The organism is Pseudomonas sp. P1.31 (assembly GCF_001269815.1).
GTDB classification, from domain to species: Bacteria; Pseudomonadota; Gammaproteobacteria; order Pseudomonadales; family Pseudomonadaceae; genus Aquipseudomonas; species Aquipseudomonas rustica.
Genome location: NZ_LHVN01000022.1, coordinates 38,333 through 59,045 on the forward strand (window position 1 = coordinate 38,333; position 20,713 = coordinate 59,045).

Consider the following 20,713-nt stretch of genomic DNA (forward strand, 5'->3'; position numbering starts at 1 on the left):
CTTCGGCAGCGCCTACAGGAAGCGAATCGTGTCGATGGGGGTTAGCGTTTTACGCTCAGGTCGATCTGGCTCATGCGGCTGCGCACCGTGAACACGCCATCCCCCGAAAGAATCGCGCTGCGTGCGAACAAGCGCCCGCTCTCCCAGTTCGAAAGCCCCAGCTCTGGCTTGTTCAGCGCGTACTGCCCGTCGACCCAACGGGTGATGCCATTGCCCACAAACGGCGCATTCACCGCGTTGTAAAAACGCTCTTGAACCGCCGCATCTTCACTGATCAACGACACCGTGAACTGCGGGCTATAGCGGTTGAACAGCGCAATCGCCTGATCCAGATCGTCAACGATCATCAGGCTGACTTCCGGGGTTTCTTCCCATTCCCACTCGCGGCCCAATGCCGATTGCGCCAGCGGTTCAGCCAAGGCTTCAGTCTGATAACCCTCGGCGCGATACACCTCGACCGTCGCGTTCTGCCATTCACTCGGCAGGCAACTTTCACTGCCCTCGACGATGTGCAATTTGCAGCCCTGACCGCGTGCGGTGCCGGCCTGCTGCAGCGCATCAAGAAACAACGGCACCAATTCTGCCGCACGCTCACGCTGGATCAGGCAGACGTTCAGCGTGTTGCACACTTTGCGATCCAGCGAGTTGCGCACCACCGCGGCGAAGCGTTTGGCATCGGCGTGACGATCGGCAATCAGCCACGCCCCGCCCGTACCGTGCAGGCTGACGGCGGTGCCGGCCTGCTGGGCGATGCTGCCCAATTGACTCACCGCACGACCCGAACCGCGCGCCACGGCCAGCGACAAACGCCGGTCGGCAAACATCGCCCAACCGGCGGCGTGGTTAACGCTTTCCACCAACGACACCGCACCGGCCGGCAAACCTGCCTCGGCCAGCGCTGGATTCAAGGCGTGGGTGACGATGGCTTGCGCGGTGCCCAAGGCATCGCTGCCAATGCGCAGCACGGCGGTGTTGCCGGTGCGCAATACGCCGGCTGCGTCGGCGAACACGTTCGGCCGTCCTTCAAAGACAAACGCGACGATGCCCAGCGGTGAGACCACTTGCTCAACTTTCCAGCCGTCGTGCTCGACGCTGCTGATGACTTTGCCGCGCGTCGCGGCGGCATCACGCCAGGCGCGCAGGCCGGCGATCATGTCGCGGCGCATGCGTTCGTCGGCGAGCAATCGGGTGGTGGAACGGCCGCGGGACTTGGCACGTTCAATGTCGGCCAGGTTCGCCGCTTCGATCTGCGCCCAGCACTCTGCGGTTTCCAGACGCTGTGCGAACAGGTCGAAAAACTGGCTGATGGCTTCATCAGAGACTGCCGACAACGCAATGAAAGCCGAGGCCGCGCGTTCGATCGCCACCGAGGCGGCTTGTTGATCAACCACGGGAATCAACAGCAACTCGCCACTCACCTGCTCGACCAGCAGGTGGTCTCCGGGCTGAAACCGCGCGGCCAGTTCGGGGCTGACCACGGTGACGCGGTTGCCAGCGAAAGGGATCGGGGTGCCAGCGACGAGACGTTCGAGTGCAAGAGACATGAAGCGGATTCACCATGCAGGGAGCGGCCGGAAAATGTATAGGAACACCCTCCCCGCAGGCAACACAAAACCCTTGTAGGAGCAGAGCTTGCTCGCGAAGACGGCGTGTCAGGCAACGGGTTTGTTGAATGTCAGGACGCTTTCGCGAGCAAGCTTTGCTCCTACAGATTGAGGTGTTTGGGTTAGAACACTGACCAGCCAATTCTGGCGCTGAGCATCTCCAGCGCCGCCATCCCCGCCAGCGAGTTACCCGCAGCATTCAGCTCCGGCGACCACACGCACACGGTGAACTGCCCCGGCACCACCGCGACAATCCCGCCGCCGACGCCGCTCTTGCCCGGCAACCCCACGCGATAAGCAAAATTGCCCGCCTCGTCATACAGCCCACTGGTGGCCATGATCGAGTTGACCTGCTGAGTCTGCCGCCGCGCGAGAATCTGCTCGCCGCTGTGTTTGCAAAAACCGTCGTTGGCCAAAAAGCAAAACGCCCGCGCCAGATCGATGCAATTCATCCGCAGTGCGCAGTGGCTGAAGTAACTGCGCAGCACTGCTTCAACGTCGTTGTGAAAGTTGCCGAACGATTGCATCAGATACGCCATCGCCGCATTGCGTGCGCGGTGCTGGTATTCGGACTCGGCGACTTTGCCGTCGATCATGATCTGCGGATTGCCCGAAAGACGCCGGACGAAGTCGCGCATCGACAGGGTCGGCGCGGCGAAGCGTGATTGGTTGATGTCGCAGATTACCAACGCGCCGGCATTGATGAACGGGTTGCGCGGGCGGCCGCGTTCGAATTCCAGCTGCACCAGCGAGTTGAAAGGCTGGCCTGACGGCTCATGACCGAGACGTTCCCAGATCGCTTCGCCGGAATGTTCGATGGCCTGCACCAGGCTGAACACCTTGGAAATACTCTGCACTGAAAACGGCGTTTCGGCGTCGCCGGCGCAGTACATTTCGCCGTCGTTGCCGTACACGGCGATGCCCAATTGATTGGACGGCACAGTGCCGAGGGCGGGAATGTAGTCAGCCACCTTGCCCTGTCCGATCAGAGGACGGACAGCGTCAAGGATCTCGTTCAACAGCGCTTGCATGCCGGGTTCCGAAGTCTCGCCCCATGGGATTGCGGGGACACTGGGGCTAGACGCTGCGCGAGCAAATCAAATCACAGTTGCCCGTGTAGGAGCTGCCGCAGGCTGCGATCTTTTGATGTTGCCTTTAAGAGACAAGATCAAAAGATCGCAGCCTTCGGCAGCTCCTACAGGGGGAATTGTTGAGTCAGTGTGCGCGGTCGAGGCCGGCGAGCAAGGCGCTGTCGCGGCTGTAGATGTCTGGCGCGTAGCGCACGTGGCCGTCGCTGCCGACTTGCGCCGTCCAGTAGGTCATCAGGATCGGCACTGGCGCGGAGAGGCGAAATTCATGCGTGGTGCCAGTCGCCAACAGCGTTTCGGTACGGGCCTTTTCCGCCGGGCTCAGCAACAAATCCCGCAGTTGCATTGGGTGCTCGACCCGCACGCAACCCGAGCTGAACGCACGCGGCCCCTTGTCGAACAGCGCCTTGCTCGGCGTGTCATGCAAGTACACCGAGAACGGATTGGGAAAACGAATGACCATCTGCCCCAGCGGATTGCGCGGGCCGGCGTCCTGACGCAAAAGGATGTTGCCGGGATTGTCCCAGTCCACATCCGCCGCGGCCAAAGGCTGGCCGTTGGCATCGAGCACTTGCAGATTCTGACGGCTGAGGAAAGTCTGATCCTTGCGGATCGCCGGCAGTTTGTCTTCTTTCCAGATGGTCGGCGGCACCGTCCAGGTCGGGTTGAGGGTCAGGCGCGTGACGCGGGATTTCAGCAGCGGTGTCTGCCGTTCGGCACGACCGACCTGGGTGCGGGTCTGCCACACCGGTTGGCCGCCCTGATACAGAGTCAGTTCAGCAGCGGCGACGTTGACCAGCAACCCGTCGGGCTCCATGTCCTGCGCCATCCAGCGGAAACGTTCGAGGTTGACCCGCAGCTGCTCGCGCCGCGTCAGCGGGCTGATGTTGAGTTCGGCAATCGTCCCCGGCCCGACCACGCCGTCGGCCTGCAACGAATGGTTGGCCTGAAAACTTTTCACCGCCTCGACCAGCACACCCTCGTAAGCGTTGCCCGGCGTGCTGCCGGCGTGGGCCAGATAGCCTTCGCTGTACAGACGCTGCGCCAGTTCCGGCACGCGTTTGTCTTCCATGTCTGGACGCAGCAACGGGCCATTACCGACCGATTGCCACTGCGGCAAAGCCTTGAGACGTTGTGCGGCGTAGAGGTGACGCAGGCTCTGATATTGCGCGAGGTGTGGACGCGCGCGATCGAAGGCGCCCGGAATGTCCTGCATGCCCGGCACGGCAATCGCCAACAATTCCGCCTGACGGTCACGCGGGGTGTCATCGGCATGCCACAGCGGTTCGAAGTGCGACTGCAACAGGCTGCCGTAATGCAGATCCTGCAGGGCTTGCAGGTAGTAGCGGCTGATGTCGATGTCGGCGCAGAGTTCGCCGTCCTGCGGAGCAATGCTCGCTACTGGGTAGCGTTTTGGATTCAAGCCATCGTCGGCCAACAGCGGCAATTGCGCTTGTAAAGCCTGCAAACGTCCGGATTCGCTGGCCCACACTGGCATCCAGTCCTGCTGTTCATAGAACGCCTGCAACTGGGTCAACGCCGCCACGCTCAGCCGCGCAGCAATCGCCGGACAGGCCTGCGGCAGACTGATCAATACAGCCTGCAACGGACTCTGCGGTTCGACCGGCAACTCGGCCGGTGGCGTCGGCAGCGTCTGCAAGGGCGGCAGCGGCTCATCGGCACAAGCGACAAACGGCGCAGCGAGCAAACAAATGCTCAAGTAGCATGCGTACTTTTTGAACAACTGCTTTACTCCAATCCATGGCCGTCCAGATGACGGTCAACCTTACAACAGGTGTGCTGAACAGTCAGGCTCGATCTTCGGGCGTGGCGGTTATGACTGGGAGTCAGGAGCCAAAGTGCCAAATGAGTAGCAAGTGAGGACACTTTATAAATGTTGACGTTTTTGCGCCGACTTCTGCTGTCCACCGCGACCCTTGTCGCTGTGACCAGTCCAGTTTTTGCCGCCGGCAAACCATCGCCGGTTCTCTACAACAGCCTCGCCCACGCCGCGCCAGAACTCAATCCCCAGGCGCTGAAAGGTGCATTAAGCGCCATGCAATGCGCGGTCAACAATGGGGCGAAGCCGTCCCGCCATCTGGCCGTCATCGATTATTCGCAACCGTCCACAGAACGCCGCTTGTGGATTTTCGACCTGAGCAAACAGAAGTTGGTTCTACGCGACTTGGTGGCGCACGGTTCCAATTCCGGCGAAAACTTCGCCACGCAGTTTTCCAACCGTGAAGGCAGTTACCAATCCAGCCTCGGTCTGTTCCGCACCCAGGAAAGTTACAGCGGCGCCCACGGTTATTCGTTGCGCATGGACGGTCTGGAACCGGGCTTCAATGACATGGCCCGCGATCGCGCGATCGTCATTCACGCCGCCAGTTACGTGAATCCGTTGTGGAGCAAGAAACAAGGACGCATCGGCCGCAGCCAGGGTTGCCCGGCGGTTCGGCCACAGATTGCCAAGCAAGTGATTGATCGACTGAAGGATGGCCAGTTCATGTTTTCCTGGTACCCGGATCAGCGTTGGCTGAAATCCTCGCCGTACCTCAACTGCCAACCGCAGCAGGTGGCAAGCATCCTCAGCACCCACGCCAGCTAACAAAGCACCACAAAACTCTGTGGGAGCGAGCTTGCTCGCGAATGCGGTGGGACAATCAACCTATCTGGTGACTGACCTACCGTATTCGCGAGCAAGCTCGCTCCCACAATTTTGATTTGCGTCAGGCACAGACCTTCGTTTCATTACAACTTTGTCATTCAGCTGTCGGTTTGCCGTGCGGATCGCTCGGTAGCCTGATGTTGTCCCGGCGCTAACGCCGATCAACACCAACCACTGAGTGACTGACCATGAAAACCCTCCTGCTCGCCCTTACCACCCTCCTCGCCACCGGCTCCGTGTTCGCCGCGAACATGCCCGACACCGCCGTCATCCATGACAAATCCGCCTTCTACGTCAATCTGGATGTCGACAAAGTACTCTCCAGCACCGATATTTCTCAGGCCTGCGGTGTGGTTCCGGCGCAACTCAACTACCTCGACCATCAGGGCCGCGAACATGTGCTGAACTATGACGTGCAAGGCAGCGGCTGCATCAATGACCATTGAGAGTGATCGATGAATATTCTGGTTGTCGAAGACGAACCCAAGGCCGGCAATTACCTGCTCAACGGTTTGCAGGAACTCGGCTACAGCGTAAGCCTGGCGCGCAACGGCGCCGACGGTTTGCACCTGGCGCTGGAACACAGCTTCGACGTGGTCGTGCTCGATGTAATGATGCCGAAAATGGATGGCTGGGAAGTCCTGCGCCGGCTGCGCAAGGAAGCCGACACGCCGGTGCTGTTCCTGACTGCCCGCGACGATATCGCCGACCGCGTCAAAGGCCTTGAACTGGGCGCGGACGATTACCTGATCAAACCGTTTTCCTTCGCCGAACTGGTGGCGCGTCTGCGCACCCTGACCCGGCGCGGGCCGATTCATGAAGATGAACAACTGCAAATCGCCGACCTGCAAATCGACGTGCTCAAACGCCGAGTGAGTCGCGGCGGAGTGCGCATCACCCTGACCAATAAAGAGTTCGCCCTGCTGCAACTGTTCGCCACGCATACCGGGCAAGTGCTCGCCCGTTCGCTGATCGCGTCGCGGGTGTGGGACATGAATTTCGACAGCGACACCAACGTGGTCGATGTCGCCGTACGCCGCTTACGGGCGAAAATCGATGACCCGTTCCAGCTCAAGCTGATCCACAGCGTGCGCGGCATCGGCTATCGTTTCGACACGCAGCCATGAGCGCGAACCGGGCGTATTCCCTGACCCTGCGCCTGGCGCTGGTGTTCGCCCTGCTCGCCTTCGCGTCGCTGGCCGGGCTCGGCGCGGCGTTGTACAGCGAGCTGGAAGAACAGCTGATTCGCCGCGACGACATTTCGCTGGTCAGCCGCGTCGATCAGTTGCGCACCTTCCTTAACGACAGCAACACCCTCGAGCTGATCAAGAACAAACCGGCGCTGTTCCAGAACATGCTCGGCAACCGCGAGGCACTGCTGACCATCGGCGCGCCGGGTGAACCGCCATTGCTGGTGGTCAATCCGGGCAACCTGACCACGCCGACATTGCCAGCGGTGCCGATCAATCACACGATGACGCTGAACGATGTACAGCATCTGCCGAACGTTAACGGCGTACCGTTTTCGGCGGTGGCGGCTGAGATCGACTCTGGTGAACTGGGCAATCTGCAAGTCACAACCGGACGCCTGATGAGCGAACGCACGGCGATGCTCGCCAATTATCGTTTGAGCGTTTATGGCCTGGCGACGTTGGCGGCGCTGCTGCTCGCGGTGATTGGTTGTTTGCTGGTGTATCGCGGTTTGCTCCCATTGCGCCGAATGGCCAAACACGCTCATGGCATCGGTGTCGGCAATCTCGGCGAACGCCTCGACAGCCAGGGCGCGCCACGGGAATTGCTGCCGATGATCGATGCGTTCAACGCCATGCTCGATCGCCTCGCCAAGGGTTTTGCGCAACTGAGCCAGGTGTCCACCGACATGGCTCACGAACTGCGCACGCCGATCAATAACCTGCTCGGCGAAACCCAGGTCGCCCTGCATCAGAACCGCAGCATCGAAGCCTATCAGCAGTTGCTCGCCTCCAATGTCGAAGAGCTGGAACGGCTGACGCGGATGCTCGACAACATGCTGTTTCTTGCGCGCACTGATCCGGCGAGTGCGCTGAGCCAGCGTCAGGAACTGGATGCGGCGGACGAGATGCAGCGCATTGCTGATTATTTTGAAGGGTTGGCGGCGGATGTTGGCGTGTGCATTGAGGCGCGTGGCAGCGGTGTGATCTGGGCCGAGCCGATGTTGCTGCGGCGGGCGCTGGCGAACCTTTGCGCGAATGCGATCAAGTACGGTGCGGCGGATTCGACGCTTCAGGTTGAAGCCATTGCTGAGCCTGAGGGCAGTTATCTGCGGGTGCGTAATCACGGCGCGACCATTGCGCCTGAGCATCTGGCGCGGTTGTTTGAGCGCTTTTATCGCGTGGATCAATCGCGCGAGCGTTCGGCACAATCGAATGGATTAGGCCTGTCGATTGTTGCGACGATTATGCAGTTGCATCAGGGCCGGTACAGCGCCAGCAGTGCGGATGGCGTGACCTGTTTCGAACTGTTCTTCCCTGCTCGCCAAACCCGAGACTAACGATCACCGCCATTCCCCTGTGGGAGCGAGCCTGCTCGCGAAGGCAATGTGTCAGTCACTGGAGATGTTGATTGTGCCAATCTCTTCGCGAGCAGGCTCGCTCCCACAGGGGAACTGCGTTCGGCTTATGATCAATGCAATGAACGCTATTGCCGTGGCGACCGCAAAGGTGATGTGTAATCCACTGGCGATTGCAGTCGCCGGCGCCTCCGTCGGATCCCCCGCCGCGAGTGCAAACACCGCGCCCATCACCGCCGCCCCGGTGATCAATCCCAGATTACGCGCCAGCCCCAGCAACGCCGAGACCACTCCGCGCTGATCCTGACTTACGCCGGCCATCAACCCGGTGTTATTGGCTGCCTGAAACAACGCATAGCTGACCGCAACCATCGCAATCGGCAACACGTACGCAAACACGCCAAGGCTCATCGGCAACGACGCCAATAGTCCACAACCACAAGCCAATCCCAGCAGCGCACCCGGCACGATCCGGCGCGCACCAAAGCGATCCACCAGACGCCCGGCCGGCACACCGCCAAACGCCGACAACAACGGCCCGACCGACAACAACAGCCCAACCATGGCGCTGCTCAAACCCAAACCCCGGCTCAAGTAAAACGGCCCAACCACCAATGTGGTCATCATCACGGTAGTCACCAGTAACGTCAGCAAGAGGCTGCTGCTCAATCGCCGGTCGGCAAACAGCGACAAGCGAATAAGCGGCGCCTTGACCCTCATCTCGATAAAAACAAACAGCCCCGCGCCGCACGCGCTGACCAGCAACAACGGCAGGGTCAGCCCTGTCAGCGTCATCGCCAGCGCATAAGCCGCCAGCGTCAACACCAACACCCCGGTGCCGAAATAATCAAAGGCAACCCGTGTGCTGATCGCTCGATCTGCCGGCAGATAGCGGAACACCAACCACGCATTGAGCAAACCCAGCGGTACGTTGAGCAGAAAAATCGAATGCCAGCCGAGATGAGCCATCAACAATCCGCCCAGCGACGGCCCGAGGGTGGTGCCGGTCGCTGACATGGTCGCCAACAAACCCATCGCACTGCCCGCCCGTGACTTCGGCACCGCATCGGCCACCAACGCGACCGTCAAGGCAAACATGATCGCCGCGCCAACGCCTTGCACCGCTCGCGCGCCGATCAGCCAACCCAGTCCCGGTGCCAACGCACAACACAACGAGGCCGCGGTGAAAATGCCGATGCCGATCAATAGCAATCGGCGCCGACCGATGCCGTCGCCCAGCCGCCCGACGCTGACAATCAGCGTGGTGACTGTCAGCAGGTAAGCCAGAACGATCCACTGCACCTGTTGGAACGTCGCATCAAACGCCGTCGCAAGTATCGGTAAGCCGGCATTGGCAATGCTGGTGTCCAGCGACGGCATCAACATCGACAGGGCCAGACTGGTCAGCGCCCAGCGGGCTGAAGTGGTCAGGGGTTCTCGCGGCATCTTTCGCTCACTTGGCAGAGGTGATGCTGCATAGCCTGTGCCTCGACAATACAAGGCACAAGACGCATGCTTTGCACTCGATACCTGCATGGAACGCCATGTCATGTCTGCGCCCGATCTGAACCTGTTGATCACCCTCGACGTGCTGCTGCGCGAAGGCAGCGTCGCCCGCGCGGCCAAATGCCTGCGATTGAGTCCTTCGGCGATGAGTCGCGCCCTGGCCCGTCTGCGCGAGACCACCGGCGATCCGCTGCTGGTGCGGGCCGGTCGCGGTCTGGTGCCGACGCCGCGTGCGTTGGAGTTGCGCGAACGCGTCAGTCATCTGGTGCAGGAAGCCGAGGCGGTGTTGCGCCCTGCCGACGTGCTCGACCCGAGCCGATTGCAACGCACCTTTACCCTGCGCAACACCGACGGTTTTGTCGAAACCTTCGCCGCCGCCCTGCTCGCACGCATCGCTGAAGAAGCGCCCGGCGTGCGCCTGCGCTTTGTGCAGAAGGCCGACAAGGACAGCACGCCGCTGCGCGAGGGCCGCGTCGATCTTGAAACCGGCGTGATCGACGACAGCACCGACCCGACGCTGCACAGCCGCATTCTGTTTCAGGATCACTGGATCGGTGTGGTGCGTGAGGGGCATCCCTTGAGTTCGGGAAAAGTCAGCAGCAAGCGTTTTGCCGGTGGCGAGCACATTCTGATTTCCCGACGCGGGCGCAGCAGCGGCCCGGTAGACGAAGCGCTGCTCGCACTCGGGCTGACGCGGGACATCGTCACCTCGTTCGGCGGTTTTTCGGCGGCGCTGACGCTGGTGCGCGAATCGGATTTGATCGCCACCGTTCCGGAGCGCCACACCAGCAAACTGCGCAGCGGCCTGCACAGTTTCGCTCTGCCCTTCGAGATGCCGCCGATCAGCGTCTCAATGCTTTGGCATCCGCGCATGGACGCTGATCCGGCACACCGCTGGTTGCGCGATTGTGTGCGTCAGGTCTGCGCCTAACGCGCGTCGCCACCGGCCGGTTTATAGAAGAGGAATTTTTTCGTTTCGGCGGTTTTGCGGTACTCCTTGGCCCAGCTCGGGTGGACGTTGCGGTCGTGGAAGTACAGCGCGCCGCGGGTGCGATCCGGGAGCTGACGGTTGAGCGCTTTGCCGGCGATTTCCTTGGCCAGCGCGTATTCGGAGTCCTCCTTGACCTGATCCGCCTTGCCATCGCACCACCAGGAAAACTGGCAGCTCTTGGTTTCCGAACCCTGCTTGACCACCGCGCATACGGTGTCAGGAAAACCTTCGTGGCCGAGACGATTCATCACTACGCTGGCCACCGCTTCCATTTCCGGGGTGTCCTTGCCCTTGGCTTCCCAATAGATACTGCGCGCCAGGCAGGTCAGCGGATCATCCAGCGGTGCAGCGCCGGCAGGGTCGACCGCTTGCGCTTCGGTCGGGGTAATCGCTTCGGCTTTCGGCGCCGGCGCGCTGCTGACTTTGTCCGCCGCTTTTTCCTCCAGCACCTGCGCTTTTTCTTCAGCTTTCGCCTTGATCGGGGCCTGATCGGTGGCCCATGCGGAGCCCGCCAACAGGATGCAAACCATACAGCCAGCCAAGCCTTTCAATCCCATGTCAGTTCTTCCGGCAGCGCCCGCTAAGGGCAACGTGTTGCGTGGGTGAGACGCCCGGCTCCCGGGGTCTTCGGTGAGTGTAGACGGCAAAACGCCAGACAAAGTTGCGCAGAAAAAACCGTCGAATGAAGAAAAAGACATTGCACCCACCGGGGGCCTTTCGCGCATCATGGGCGCATTCAGCTCAAGGGAGATTTCCATGCGCTTCATGCCATTCGTTTTACGTTGTGCCGCGTTGTCCGCTGGCGTTGTGTTGGCCATCCCGGCGCTGGCCAGCGATGAATCGCAACTGATCGAGTCGATCAACAGCTACCGCAGCCAGCCGCAACGCTGCGGTTCGCAAGCCTCCAATGAGCTGCCGCCGCTGTCGGCCGAGCCCCGCTTGCGCCTGCCGGCCAGTGGCGCGGTGGATTTGCAGCAAGCGATGGCCAGCGCCAGTTACCCGATGGTCAATGTGCAGGCGATTACCCTGAATGGCCCGCGCGATGCGGCGTCGGCGATGCAGGCGATTCAGGAAAGTTTTTGTCAGGTGGTGCTCGACCCGCAGTTCGTTGATGTCGGCGTCAGCCGCGCCGATCGCGATTGGCGCATTGTGCTGGCGCGACCGCTGTTGTCGGCCAAACTCGGCGATGCGCAAAGTGAAGGGCAAAAACTGCTGGAGCAACTCAACGTCGCCCGCAGTCAGCCGCGCCAGTGCGGTGGTCAGGCCTTCGCCGCTGCCGCACCGTTGGCCTGGAATGCTGCGCTGGGCACGATTTCCCAGGATCACAGCCGCGACATGGCCAACAACAATTATTTCGACCATAAGGATCGCGACGGCCGCACCCCCGGCGACCGCGCTGAACTGGCCGGTTACAGCGGTCAACTGGTCGGCGAAAACATCGCCGCCGGGCAAGACACCGTGCGCAAAGTCGTCGACGGCTGGATCGCCAGCCCCGGCCACTGCGCCAACCTGATGAACCCACAATACAAAGAACTCGGCGCCGCCTACGCCACCGACCCGAAAAGCAGCGCAGGCATCTACTGGACCGCCATGTTCGGCGCGCAGTAACTCCGCGTCCTCAAACACCGCAAAATCCGTAGGAGCAGAGCTTGCTCGCGAAGGCGTCTATCCAGTCGAAATATGCATTGACTGTATTTACGCCTTCGCGAGCAAGCTCTGCTCCTACAGGGGGTTCAGGGGTCATCAATTTGATCAATCGTGCGGTCATTCAAACTGATTGGACGCGCCTTTCTGGCGCTCTTACTCTGCGCCGCCATTGCAGCCAACTAGACTCATCGGCGTAGCGCTGCACAACCCGTTGATCCGCCACGCCCCCATGCATAACCAGGGCAGAACAGCATGATCGTCCGACCCAAGATTCATCCCATTGCCATCCTGTTCACCCTCAAGGGTTCGATCGCCAAACGCATCGCCTTGCGCGCGCTGATGATCACGCTGTTGGCGTCGGCCATTGTGCTGGTGGAAATCCTCCATCCGAGCTATTTCGCCAGTGTCAGCGCGACGCCGTTTACGCTGCTCGGTTTGTCGCTGTCGATCTTCATGAGTTTTCGCAACAACGCCTGTTATGACCGCTGGTACGAAGCGCGCAAGGCGTGGGGCGAGGTGATCGTGCACATTCGCTCGATCATTCGCGAAACCCACGTCATCCGTGACTCCGCCGAGCGCAAACCGTTGCTGCTTAATCTGTGCGGCTTCGCCCATGCGCTGAACGCCCGGTTGCGCAAAGAAAGCGAAGCGGATGCCAGCAGCCAATGGGTCATGCCCAAGCCGGATCCGCAGACGCCCGATTACAGCGGACGAATTCTGCAAACGGTCGGCCAGCAGTGCTCTGATCTGCATGAAAGCGGTGGGCTGACGGAGTGGCGCTACATGCTGCTCGCCAATCACCTGACCAGCCTGACCCAAGCGCAGGCGGTGTGCGACCGGATCAAAACCACGCCGCTGCCGTTTCCCTACACGCTGTTGCTGCATCGCACGATTTATCTGTTCTGCATCCTGTTGCCCTTCGCCATGGCCGAACCGTTGGGCTGGTTGACGCCACTGTTCACGGCGATTGTCAGCTACACGTTTTTCGGCCTCGATGCGATTGCCGATGAGCTGGAAGACCCCTTTGGCCGCGATGAAAACGATCTGCCCACGGATGCGCTGGTGCGCACGCTGGAGCGCGATATTCTCTGGGAGCTCGGCGCAGAAATGCCGCCGGCGCTTAAGCCTGTGGACTATGTCTTGAGCTGACCCCAAATTTCCCCACCCCCCCAATATAGACGAGCACCACAAAACCCTTGTAGGAGTAAGCCTGCTCGCGAAAGCGGATTGCCAGCCAACATCGTTGTCGCCTGACTTGCCGCTATCGCGAGCAGGCTCACTCCTACAGTTGTGTTTTTTGCAGGGCTTTGAAGAGTTCGCTGTCCGCCAGACGCTGCGCATCGGCCACTTTGCCGGCGGTCGATAAGCCTTTAAACACTTCCGATTGGACGAATACGCCCTCAAATGAGATCGTCGCGCCCTGCACCTTTGGTGCGCGGTACGCATCTGCGTCAATACTCCACCCAGAAATCCCATCGAGCAGGTGCCGTCGTGGACATCAAACAACTCAAATTCCTGATCGCACTGGACGAAACCCGTCACTTCGGTCAGGCCGCCGCCCGCTGCCACATCACTCAGCCGACCCTGTCGATGCGCCTGCGCAATCTCGAAGAGGAGCTGGATCTGGTGCTGGTCAACCGTGGTCAGCGCTTTGAGGGGTTCACCGAGGCTGGCGAGCGCGTACTGGCCTGGGCCCGCACGTTGCTGGCGGCGCATGATGGTTTGTTCGCCGAAGCGGCGGCCTGTCGCGGGCAACTGGTCGGCAGTTTACGCCTCGGCCTGGTGCCGCTGAGCAGCTTCAATCCGGTCGATTATATTCAGGGATTGTCGGGGTCTTATCCCGAGTTGAAGTTCAGCCTGTCCTCGCTCAGCTCCGACGAGATCATCGCCAGTCTGGGCAACAATCAGCTGGACTTGGGCGTGTGCTATCTCGATCACGTCAATCCGGCCTATTTCGAGTTTTTCGAGATCGGTCAAACCCGCGTCGGATTGCTCTACGACAACCGGCATTTCCAGTTCGAAGGCACTCAGATGAGTTGGGAAGAAGCCGCGCAATTGCCGCTGGGCATGATCACCACCGGCATGCATTACCGCAAATCCATCGACCTGAGTTTTCGCAGTCGCGGCTTGAGTCCGCAGCCGATCATGGAGAGTGATTCGACCTATCAGTTGTTACAGGCGATTCACCAGGGTTTCTGCTGCGCAATCATGCCGCTGGACAGCGGAATGGAGGAGCCGATTGAACATCTGTCGTTCATGACCCTGCCGGACGCCAGCGTGCTCGCACCGTTGGGGATGGTGATGCGCAAGACCGAACCGCGTTCGGCGATTGCTGAAAAGTGTTTTGCTGAAGCGCGGAAGATGCTTGAGGGCTGATGTGCACATCTGACCCAAGGCCAAATACAAAACCTGTGGTGAGGGGATTTATCCCCGATGGACTGCGCAGCAGGCCCAGATTTTTTGGGGCTGCTGCGCAACCCGTCGGGGATAAATCCCCTCACCACAGGGTTTTTGGCAAACCTGCACAAGAGGGGTTGTCAGAAGCAGGTGTTCAAGATATTTCACATTGATCGTTTACACGCCCGCGGATTCCCCCTTACTATCCGGGCACACCGGTCGACGGGTCAGTCCCGTCTCCGACGTTTTCCGCCAACGGAAACACGCGTTATGAGTACGTATCTACAACAACTAAAATCGTTGAACGTCTCCGCTGTGTGCGCCCTCTGTCATAGGGGCCGCGCATGAATCGTATCGTCAATCTCCCCATGGCCCTGCGCCGTTCCAAGTTGCGTCACTCCGCACGCCCGCCGGATGTCTGCGTTTCTGCCTGATCACGTCTGAAAAACGTGTAGGCCTTTTCTCTTTCGATATCCCTGCCAGGACACCTGGGCTTTCGCCCATTACTGTCTCTTGGCCCGAATCTGCGCGCCTGTGCGGCGCAACTCTGAGTGATTGCCATGAAATTCGCAGCGATTGAAGACGCACGCCTGTTCCTCGACCAAAACCCTGATATCGACATGATCGAGCTGTTCATTCTCGACGCCAACGGAGTGCCGCGCGGCAAGCTGTTGCACCGTGAAGAACTGCTCGCCGTTTACGAAAGTGGTCGGCCGCTGCCAAGCACCATCCTCGGTCTGACCGTGCAAGGTGAAGACGTTGAAAACTCCGGTCTGGTCTGGGACGTCGGCGATATCGACTGCCGCGCTTATCCATTGGAAGGCAGCCTGGTGCGCCTGCCGTGGCGGCAGATTCCGACCGCCGCCGTGCAAGTCAGCATGCACCCGAAGGAAGGCATGCCAGCGAGCATCGCCGACCCGCGTCACCTGCTGATCAAGGTTATCGACGGCCTCAAAGCCAAGGGTTATCACCCGGTGATGGCCTGCGAGCTGGAGTTCTATCTGCTCGACGCCAAACGCGATCACAACGGTCGTCCGCAACCGGCACTGGATGCCGACGGTGGGCGACCGCGACACACGCAGGTCTACGGTTTACGCGAACTGGAACAGATCGAACCGTTCCTCGCCGACCTCTACAGCGCCTGCAAACTGCACGGCATTCCGGCGCGCACGGCGATCTCCGAATACGCCCCGGGCCAGGTGGAAATCACCCTCGAACACGGCGATGCGCTGGAAGCGATGGATCAAGCGGTGCGCTACAAGCGTCTGGTCAAAGCGGTCGCGCACAAGCACGGCATGCAAGCAACGTTCATGGCCAAACCGTTCGATGATCTGGCCGGCACCGGCATGCACATGCACGTCAGTCTGGCGGATGCCGAGGGGCGCAATCTGTTCGCTTCCGAAGACCCGGCCGGCACACCGCTGCTGCGCACGGCGATTGGCGGCATGCTCGCGTCGTTGCTCGACACGCTGCTGATGTTCTGCCCGAACGCCAACTCGTACCGGCGTTTTCAGGCCAACAGTTACGCCCCGTTGGCGCCGACTTGGGGCGTCGACAACCGCACCGTCAGCCTGCGCGTACCGGGTGGCCCGGCAAATACCCGCCACATCGAACACCGCATTTGCGGCGCCGATGCCAACCCGTATCTGGCAGCGGCGGCGATCCTTGCCGGCATTCATCGCGGCATCAGTGAAAACCTTGATCCCGGCGCACCGGTTGAAGGCAACGGTTATGCGCAGGCGAAGGAATTGCTGCCGACTGATTGGCTGACGTCGTTGCAGGCGCTGGAGAAATCGGCATGGGCGCGGGATGCCTTGGGGCAGGAGTTTCTTGGGGTGTATCTGGCGGTGAAGCGCGCCGAATATCGGCAGTTCATGGCTGAAGTGGGTGAGCAGGATTGGCGTTGGTACCTGACCGAAGCCTAAAGCCTCACCCATAACCCTGTAGGAGTGAGCCTGCTCGCGATAGCGACCTGTCAGTTAACAATGATTTGCCTGACACACCGCTTTCGCGAGCAGGCTCACTCCTACAAGGGATCGCGTACCGACCTTGAAATTTGTGGACACTGACATGACCGAACGCTGCAATTCCTATTACACCGCCACCCTCAACCAGGACACCGACTACCCGACCCTGCAAGGTCGGCACTCCGTCGATGTGGTGATCATCGGTGGCGGCTTCACGGGTGTCGCCACCGCCGTCGAGCTCGCCGAAAAAGGCCTGAAAGTCGCCATTGTCGAGAGCAACAAAATCGGCTGGGGCGCCACCGGGCGTAACGGCGGGCAAGTCACCGGCAGCCTCTCCGGCGACGGTGCGATGCGCAAACAGATGCGCGCGAAACTCGGCGATGACGTCGACGATTTCATCTGGCACCTGCGTTGGCGCGGCCACGAAATCATCAAGCAGCGCGTGGCGAAATACGCCATTCAGTGCGACCTCAAACACGGTCATTTGCACGCGGCCTACAAGCCGAGCCACATGTCCGATCTGCGCAACGACTACGAAGAAGCCGTGCGGCGCGGACTGGGCGATGAAGTCAGCCTGCTTGATCGCAGTCAGGTGCGCGACCTGCTGCAAAGCGACCTCTATCACGGCGCGATCAAGAACACTCGCAACATGCACCTGCACCCGCTCAATCTGTGCATCGGCGAAGCGCGGGCAGCGGAAAGTCTCGGCGCGCTGATCTTCGAAAACAGCGAAGTGCTGGAGATCATTCATGGCGACAAGCCTTGTATAAGAACCGCTCACGGCCAGATCGACGCCAAGCAAGTCATGCTCGCCGGCGACGTCTACCACAAGCTCGAACCGGGCAAGCTCAAGGGCAAGATTTTCCCGGCGATGGGCGGCATCGTCACCACCGCGCCGCTCGGCGATCTGGCCAAACAGATCAACCCGGAAGACCTCGCAGTCTACGACTGCCGCTTTGTTCTCGATTACTACCGCCTCACCGCCGACGGGCGCTTGCTGTTCGGCGGCGGCGCCAACTACAGCGGCAAGGATTCAAGGGACATCGCCGGCGAACTGCGCCCGTGCATCGAGCAAACCTTCCCGGCGCTCAAAGGCGTACAGATCGATTACCAGTGGAGCTGCGCGATGGGCATCGTCATCAACCGCATCCCGCAACTGGGCAAACTCTCGGACAACGTCTGGTACTGCCAGGGCTACTCCGGCCACGGCATCGCCACCACGCACATCATGGGCGAAATCATGAGCCGCGCGATCACCGGGCAGATGGAGCAGTTCGACACGTTTGCGGGTTGCCAGCACATTCGTGTACCGATGGGCGATTTGCTCGGGAACCCGATGCTGGCTGCGGGGATGTGGTACTACCAGATGCTCGAAAAGTTGCGTTGAACCAACACCCTCCCCTGTAGGAGCTGCCGAAGGCTGCGATCTTTTGATCTTGTTGTTTAAAATCAAAATCAAAAGATCGCAGCCTTCGGCAGCTCCTACAGGAGGCGGCTTCAGTCTTGTAGTTGCTCCACAACAATCCCCAACCGTCGATAATCCTCAACACTCCCCGACGCCAGATGCCGTTCGGTAATCAGCGTATGCAGGCGCGTACAAGGCGCCACCACAAACGGCTCCACCGCGCCCAACTTGTCCGCCGTAGTCACGGCAATCACCCGCGTCGCGCCATCGAGCATCGCCTGCTTCACCGGCACTTCATCAAAATGCAGCGAAGTAATCCCCACCTCCGGATGAATCGCGCAGACGCCGGTAATCGCCAGATCCGCCTTGATCCCCGCCAGCAAGCGCAGCGCCTCATGCCCACCCGCCGACATCGTTCGCGGATTCAACGTCCCGCCTGCCAGAATCACTTTCACACCCTTGAATTCCGCCAGCGCAATCGCCGTCATCGGCGCAGCCGTCACTGCCGTGATCTGGATATCCGCGCGCAGCGACCGCGCGACCTGCAACGTCGTCGAACCGGAATCAAACAGCACAATCTGCCCGTCCTCGACCTGCTGCGCCGCCAGTTGCGCCAGACGGATTTTCACCTCATCGGTCTCATCCAGCCGCGTGAAGTAATCCTTGCCGGAATCTTTCGGACGCGGCAGCGCTCCACCGTGAACCCGCTGCACGAGGCCGGCGTTATCCAGCTCGGCGAGGTCGCGGCGAATGGTGTCTTCGGAGACGGCGAAGTGTTGGCTCAACTCGGAGGCCATGACTTTTCCGTCCCGTTCGAGGAGCAGGAGGATTTTTTGCCGGCGCAATGAAGGCAGTTCGGCTGCGGAATGATCGTGCATGGAGATGCCTGTTTATGCTTGTAGTTGCAGGTTTCTGCGAGACTAGCGAAACCCTCGAGCAAACACAAACCGGCGGGTATCAATTACTTCGATCATTGCAATCAACAAGGCGAATTTTTTCTTTGCTTTCAGCCTGTTCAGAATGGCCGCACTTCTAAAAGGCTCAGGATGAACACCTCATGAATCTCAATTTTGCGTTTGCGTGCATGATCGTTGTGTCGTTTGCGGTGGCTCTCGGTCACGCCTGACAGCGTCTCAGACCGACGCCAACAAGTGCTCGCGCAGCCATTTGTGCGCCGGATCGCGATGCGCGCGTTCGCCCCAGAACATCGCCATTTCGTAACCAGGCACTGCCAGCGGTGCGTCGACCACTTGCAATGCCGGATTGCCGCGCACCAGACGTGACGGCAGCATCGCCACCAGATCGGTGCTGACCAGCACCGACATCGCCATCAGAAAATGCGGCACCGACAGCACCACTTTTCGTTGCAAACCGACCTCTGCCAACGCCTTGTCGGTCCCCCCGAAAAACCCTCCGCCCTCCCGCGACACCAGGACGTGTTCCAACGCGCAGAACTGTTTGCGCGTTGGCACGCGCTGCAAATCCGGATGACCGACGCGACCGGCCAGCACATAGCGTTCGGTGAACAATGGCCGCGAGTGCAACTCCAGCGGCGCGTCTTCGCTGATGTGCAGGGCGATGTCGAAGACGCCCTGCTCCGCCTGTTTCACCAACTGCGCAGGTGTCAGATCGATCACGGCCAATCGCGTGCCCGGTGCCTCTTTGCGTAATCCGCTGAGCGCCGGTAACACCACCGTCGTTTCACCGTAATCGGTGGCAGCGACTTTCCAGGTGTGCGTCGACTGCGCCGGATCAAACGCGCTGGCCGGCGCGACCGCCCTTTCCAACGCCTCCAACGCTTCGCGCAACGGCTCGCGCAATTCATCGGCGCGCACCGTCGGGCGCATCCCGCGCGGCCCGGGCAGCAGCAACGGGTCGCCAAAAATGTCGCGCAACTTGGCCAGATGCACACTCACCGAGGGCTGCGACAGGTTCAGCCGCTGCGCCGCGCGGGTGACGTTGTGCTCGGACAGCAACACGTCGAGGGTGAGCAACAGATTGATATCGAGGCGTCTCAAATTATTCATGGCTATACCAGACATATCAGACATTCATTTCCAATATACCGCTTGAACGCCGATCCTGCCGTCATTCAGCCAACGGAGCTACAACATGAATGTCTTACTGGTTTACGCCCACCCTGAACCGACTTCCCTCAACGGCTCGCTCCGCGACTTCAGCGTCCAGCGCCTGCAAGCCGCCGGCCACACCGTGCAGGTCTCCGACCTCTACGCGATGAATTGGAAAACCACCCTCGACGCCGACGACGCCCCGGAGCGCGACACCACAAAACCGTTCCACGCCTCGCTCGACTCAAAAGTGGCGTACGCCGAAGGCAGCCAAGCCGCCGACATCGCTCGCGAACAGGAAAAACTGCAGTGGGCCGACACGCTGATTCTGCAGTTCCCGATGTGGTGGTTTTCGATGCCGGCGATCCTCAAAGGCTGGGTCGAACGCGTCTACGCCTACGGCTTTGCCTACGGCGTTGGCGAACATTCCGACAGCCGCTGGGGTGAGCGTTATGGCGAAGGGAAAATGCAAGGCAAACGGGCGATGTTGATGGTCACCACCGGCGGCTGGGAATCGCACTACGCCTCCCGCGGGATCAACGGGCCGATGGATGATCTGCTGTTTCCGATCCAGCACGGGATTCTGTACTACCCCGGTTTTGAAGTGGTGCCACCGTTCGTGGTGTATCGCACCAGCCGCATGGATGAGGCGCGCTATGCCGAGACGTGTGAAGAATTGGGGCGGAGGCTGGATGAATTGTGGAGTACACGGCCGATTGCGTTTCGGCAGCAGAATGCCGGGGACTATGAGATTCCGGCGTTGACGTTGAAGGATGATGTCGCGCCCGGCAGTGAAGGTTTTGCCGCACACATGCGCTAGCTC

At 60.4% G+C, this 20,713-nt stretch carries 18 protein-coding genes; 11 read left to right on the forward strand and 7 right to left on the reverse strand.

What is annotated here, in order from left to right:
• Nucleotides 1-41: 41 nt before the first annotated feature.
• The 3 genes from AD669_RS14810 to AD669_RS14820 all read right to left on the reverse strand — a co-directional run bounded on the left by AD669_RS14810 (nucleotide 42) and on the right by AD669_RS14820 (nucleotide 4,436).
• Complete coding sequence (locus AD669_RS14810) at nucleotides 42-1,544, reverse strand: aldehyde dehydrogenase family protein (protein WP_053121029.1); 1,503 nt, start codon at nucleotides 1,542-1,544, stop codon at nucleotides 42-44.
• A 182-nt stretch (nucleotides 1,545-1,726) separates the two neighbouring features.
• Nucleotides 1,727-2,635: a glutaminase B gene (gene glsB, locus AD669_RS14815; protein WP_053121031.1), complete on the reverse strand. Its 909-nt coding sequence runs from the start codon at nucleotides 2,633-2,635 to the stop codon at nucleotides 1,727-1,729.
• A 184-nt stretch (nucleotides 2,636-2,819) separates the two neighbouring features.
• Nucleotides 2,820-4,436 carry a murein L,D-transpeptidase gene (locus AD669_RS14820; protein ID WP_053121033.1) on the reverse strand — a complete coding sequence of 539 codons (1,617 nt, stop codon included), beginning with the start codon at nucleotides 4,434-4,436 and terminating at the stop codon, nucleotides 2,820-2,822.
• A 150-nt stretch (nucleotides 4,437-4,586) separates the two neighbouring features.
• Here AD669_RS14820 and AD669_RS14825 point away from each other — a divergent pair, with 150 nt between their 5' ends.
• The 4 genes from AD669_RS14825 to AD669_RS14840 all read left to right on the forward strand — a co-directional run bounded on the left by AD669_RS14825 (nucleotide 4,587) and on the right by AD669_RS14840 (nucleotide 7,890).
• Entirely contained in the window at nucleotides 4,587-5,300 is a 714-nt protein-coding gene (locus tag AD669_RS14825) for a murein L,D-transpeptidase catalytic domain family protein (RefSeq protein ID WP_053121034.1), read from the forward strand.
• Between the two features lie 248 nt (nucleotides 5,301-5,548).
• Nucleotides 5,549-5,806, forward strand: a complete 258-nt coding sequence (locus tag AD669_RS14830) for a DUF2790 domain-containing protein (RefSeq protein WP_053121035.1) — start codon at nucleotides 5,549-5,551, stop codon at nucleotides 5,804-5,806.
• 9 nt (nucleotides 5,807-5,815) lie between these two features.
• Nucleotides 5,816-6,487, forward strand: coding sequence for a heavy metal response regulator transcription factor (locus AD669_RS14835; RefSeq protein WP_053121037.1), 672 nt, complete (start codon nucleotides 5,816-5,818; stop codon nucleotides 6,485-6,487).
• Nucleotides 6,484-7,890 (forward strand): heavy metal sensor histidine kinase, encoded by a 1,407-nt coding sequence (locus tag AD669_RS14840; RefSeq protein WP_053121039.1) that lies wholly within the window; start codon nucleotides 6,484-6,486, stop codon nucleotides 7,888-7,890. The genes AD669_RS14835 and AD669_RS14840 overlap by 4 nt, the downstream gene beginning before the upstream one ends.
• A gap of 51 nt (nucleotides 7,891-7,941) precedes the next feature.
• Here the strand turns inward: AD669_RS14840 and AD669_RS14845 are convergent, their stop codons facing one another.
• Nucleotides 7,942-9,354 carry an MFS transporter gene (locus AD669_RS14845; RefSeq protein ID WP_082341451.1) on the reverse strand — a complete coding sequence of 471 codons (1,413 nt, stop codon included), beginning with the start codon at nucleotides 9,352-9,354 and terminating at the stop codon, nucleotides 7,942-7,944.
• A 103-nt stretch (nucleotides 9,355-9,457) separates the two neighbouring features.
• On the opposite strand from AD669_RS14845, the gene AD669_RS14850 reads away from it, so the two are divergent.
• The gene (locus AD669_RS14850; RefSeq protein ID WP_053121041.1) at nucleotides 9,458-10,345 is read left to right on the forward strand and encodes a LysR family transcriptional regulator; all 888 of its coding nucleotides are present in this window, start codon (nucleotides 9,458-9,460) and stop codon (nucleotides 10,343-10,345) included.
• On the opposite strand, the gene AD669_RS14855 is transcribed toward AD669_RS14850, so the two are convergent.
• Nucleotides 10,342-10,962, reverse strand: coding sequence for a cell wall hydrolase (locus AD669_RS14855; protein WP_053121048.1), 621 nt, complete (start codon nucleotides 10,960-10,962; stop codon nucleotides 10,342-10,344). The two genes, AD669_RS14850 and AD669_RS14855, sit on opposite strands and share 4 nt — an antisense overlap.
• A 208-nt stretch (nucleotides 10,963-11,170) precedes the next feature.
• Between AD669_RS14855 and AD669_RS14860 the strand changes: the two genes are divergently transcribed.
• From AD669_RS14860 to AD669_RS14880, 5 genes are all read left to right on the forward strand, one after another.
• Nucleotides 11,171-12,013 (forward strand): CAP domain-containing protein, encoded by an 843-nt coding sequence (locus AD669_RS14860; RefSeq protein WP_371262379.1) that lies wholly within the window; start codon nucleotides 11,171-11,173, stop codon nucleotides 12,011-12,013.
• Between the two features lie 291 nt (nucleotides 12,014-12,304).
• A complete protein-coding gene (locus AD669_RS14865; protein ID WP_053121052.1) occupies nucleotides 12,305-13,201 on the forward strand; it encodes a bestrophin family protein in 897 nt (298 codons plus the stop codon).
• 342 nt (nucleotides 13,202-13,543) lie between these two features.
• Nucleotides 13,544-14,428, forward strand: a complete 885-nt coding sequence (locus tag AD669_RS14870; RefSeq protein ID WP_053121111.1) for a LysR family transcriptional regulator — start codon at nucleotides 13,544-13,546, stop codon at nucleotides 14,426-14,428.
• A gap of 581 nt (nucleotides 14,429-15,009) precedes the next feature.
• Nucleotides 15,010-16,374, forward strand: a complete 1,365-nt coding sequence (locus AD669_RS14875) for a glutamine synthetase family protein (protein WP_053121054.1) — start codon at nucleotides 15,010-15,012, stop codon at nucleotides 16,372-16,374.
• Between the two features lie 145 nt (nucleotides 16,375-16,519).
• A complete protein-coding gene (locus AD669_RS14880; protein ID WP_053121056.1) occupies nucleotides 16,520-17,803 on the forward strand; it encodes an FAD-binding oxidoreductase in 1,284 nt (427 codons plus the stop codon).
• Between the two features lie 110 nt (nucleotides 17,804-17,913).
• On the opposite strand, the gene AD669_RS14885 is transcribed toward AD669_RS14880, so the two are convergent.
• Nucleotides 17,914-18,699 (reverse strand): DeoR/GlpR family DNA-binding transcription regulator, encoded by a 786-nt coding sequence (locus tag AD669_RS14885; RefSeq protein WP_053121058.1) that lies wholly within the window; start codon nucleotides 18,697-18,699, stop codon nucleotides 17,914-17,916.
• A gap of 255 nt (nucleotides 18,700-18,954) precedes the next feature.
• Nucleotides 18,955-19,848, reverse strand: coding sequence for a LysR family transcriptional regulator (locus AD669_RS14890; protein ID WP_053121060.1), 894 nt, complete (start codon nucleotides 19,846-19,848; stop codon nucleotides 18,955-18,957).
• 85 nt (nucleotides 19,849-19,933) lie between these two features.
• Between AD669_RS14890 and AD669_RS14895 the strand changes: the two genes are divergently transcribed.
• Nucleotides 19,934-20,710: an NAD(P)H-dependent oxidoreductase gene (locus AD669_RS14895; protein WP_053121063.1), complete on the forward strand. Its 777-nt coding sequence runs from the start codon at nucleotides 19,934-19,936 to the stop codon at nucleotides 20,708-20,710.
• The last annotated feature ends 3 nt before the right edge of the window (nucleotides 20,711-20,713 follow it).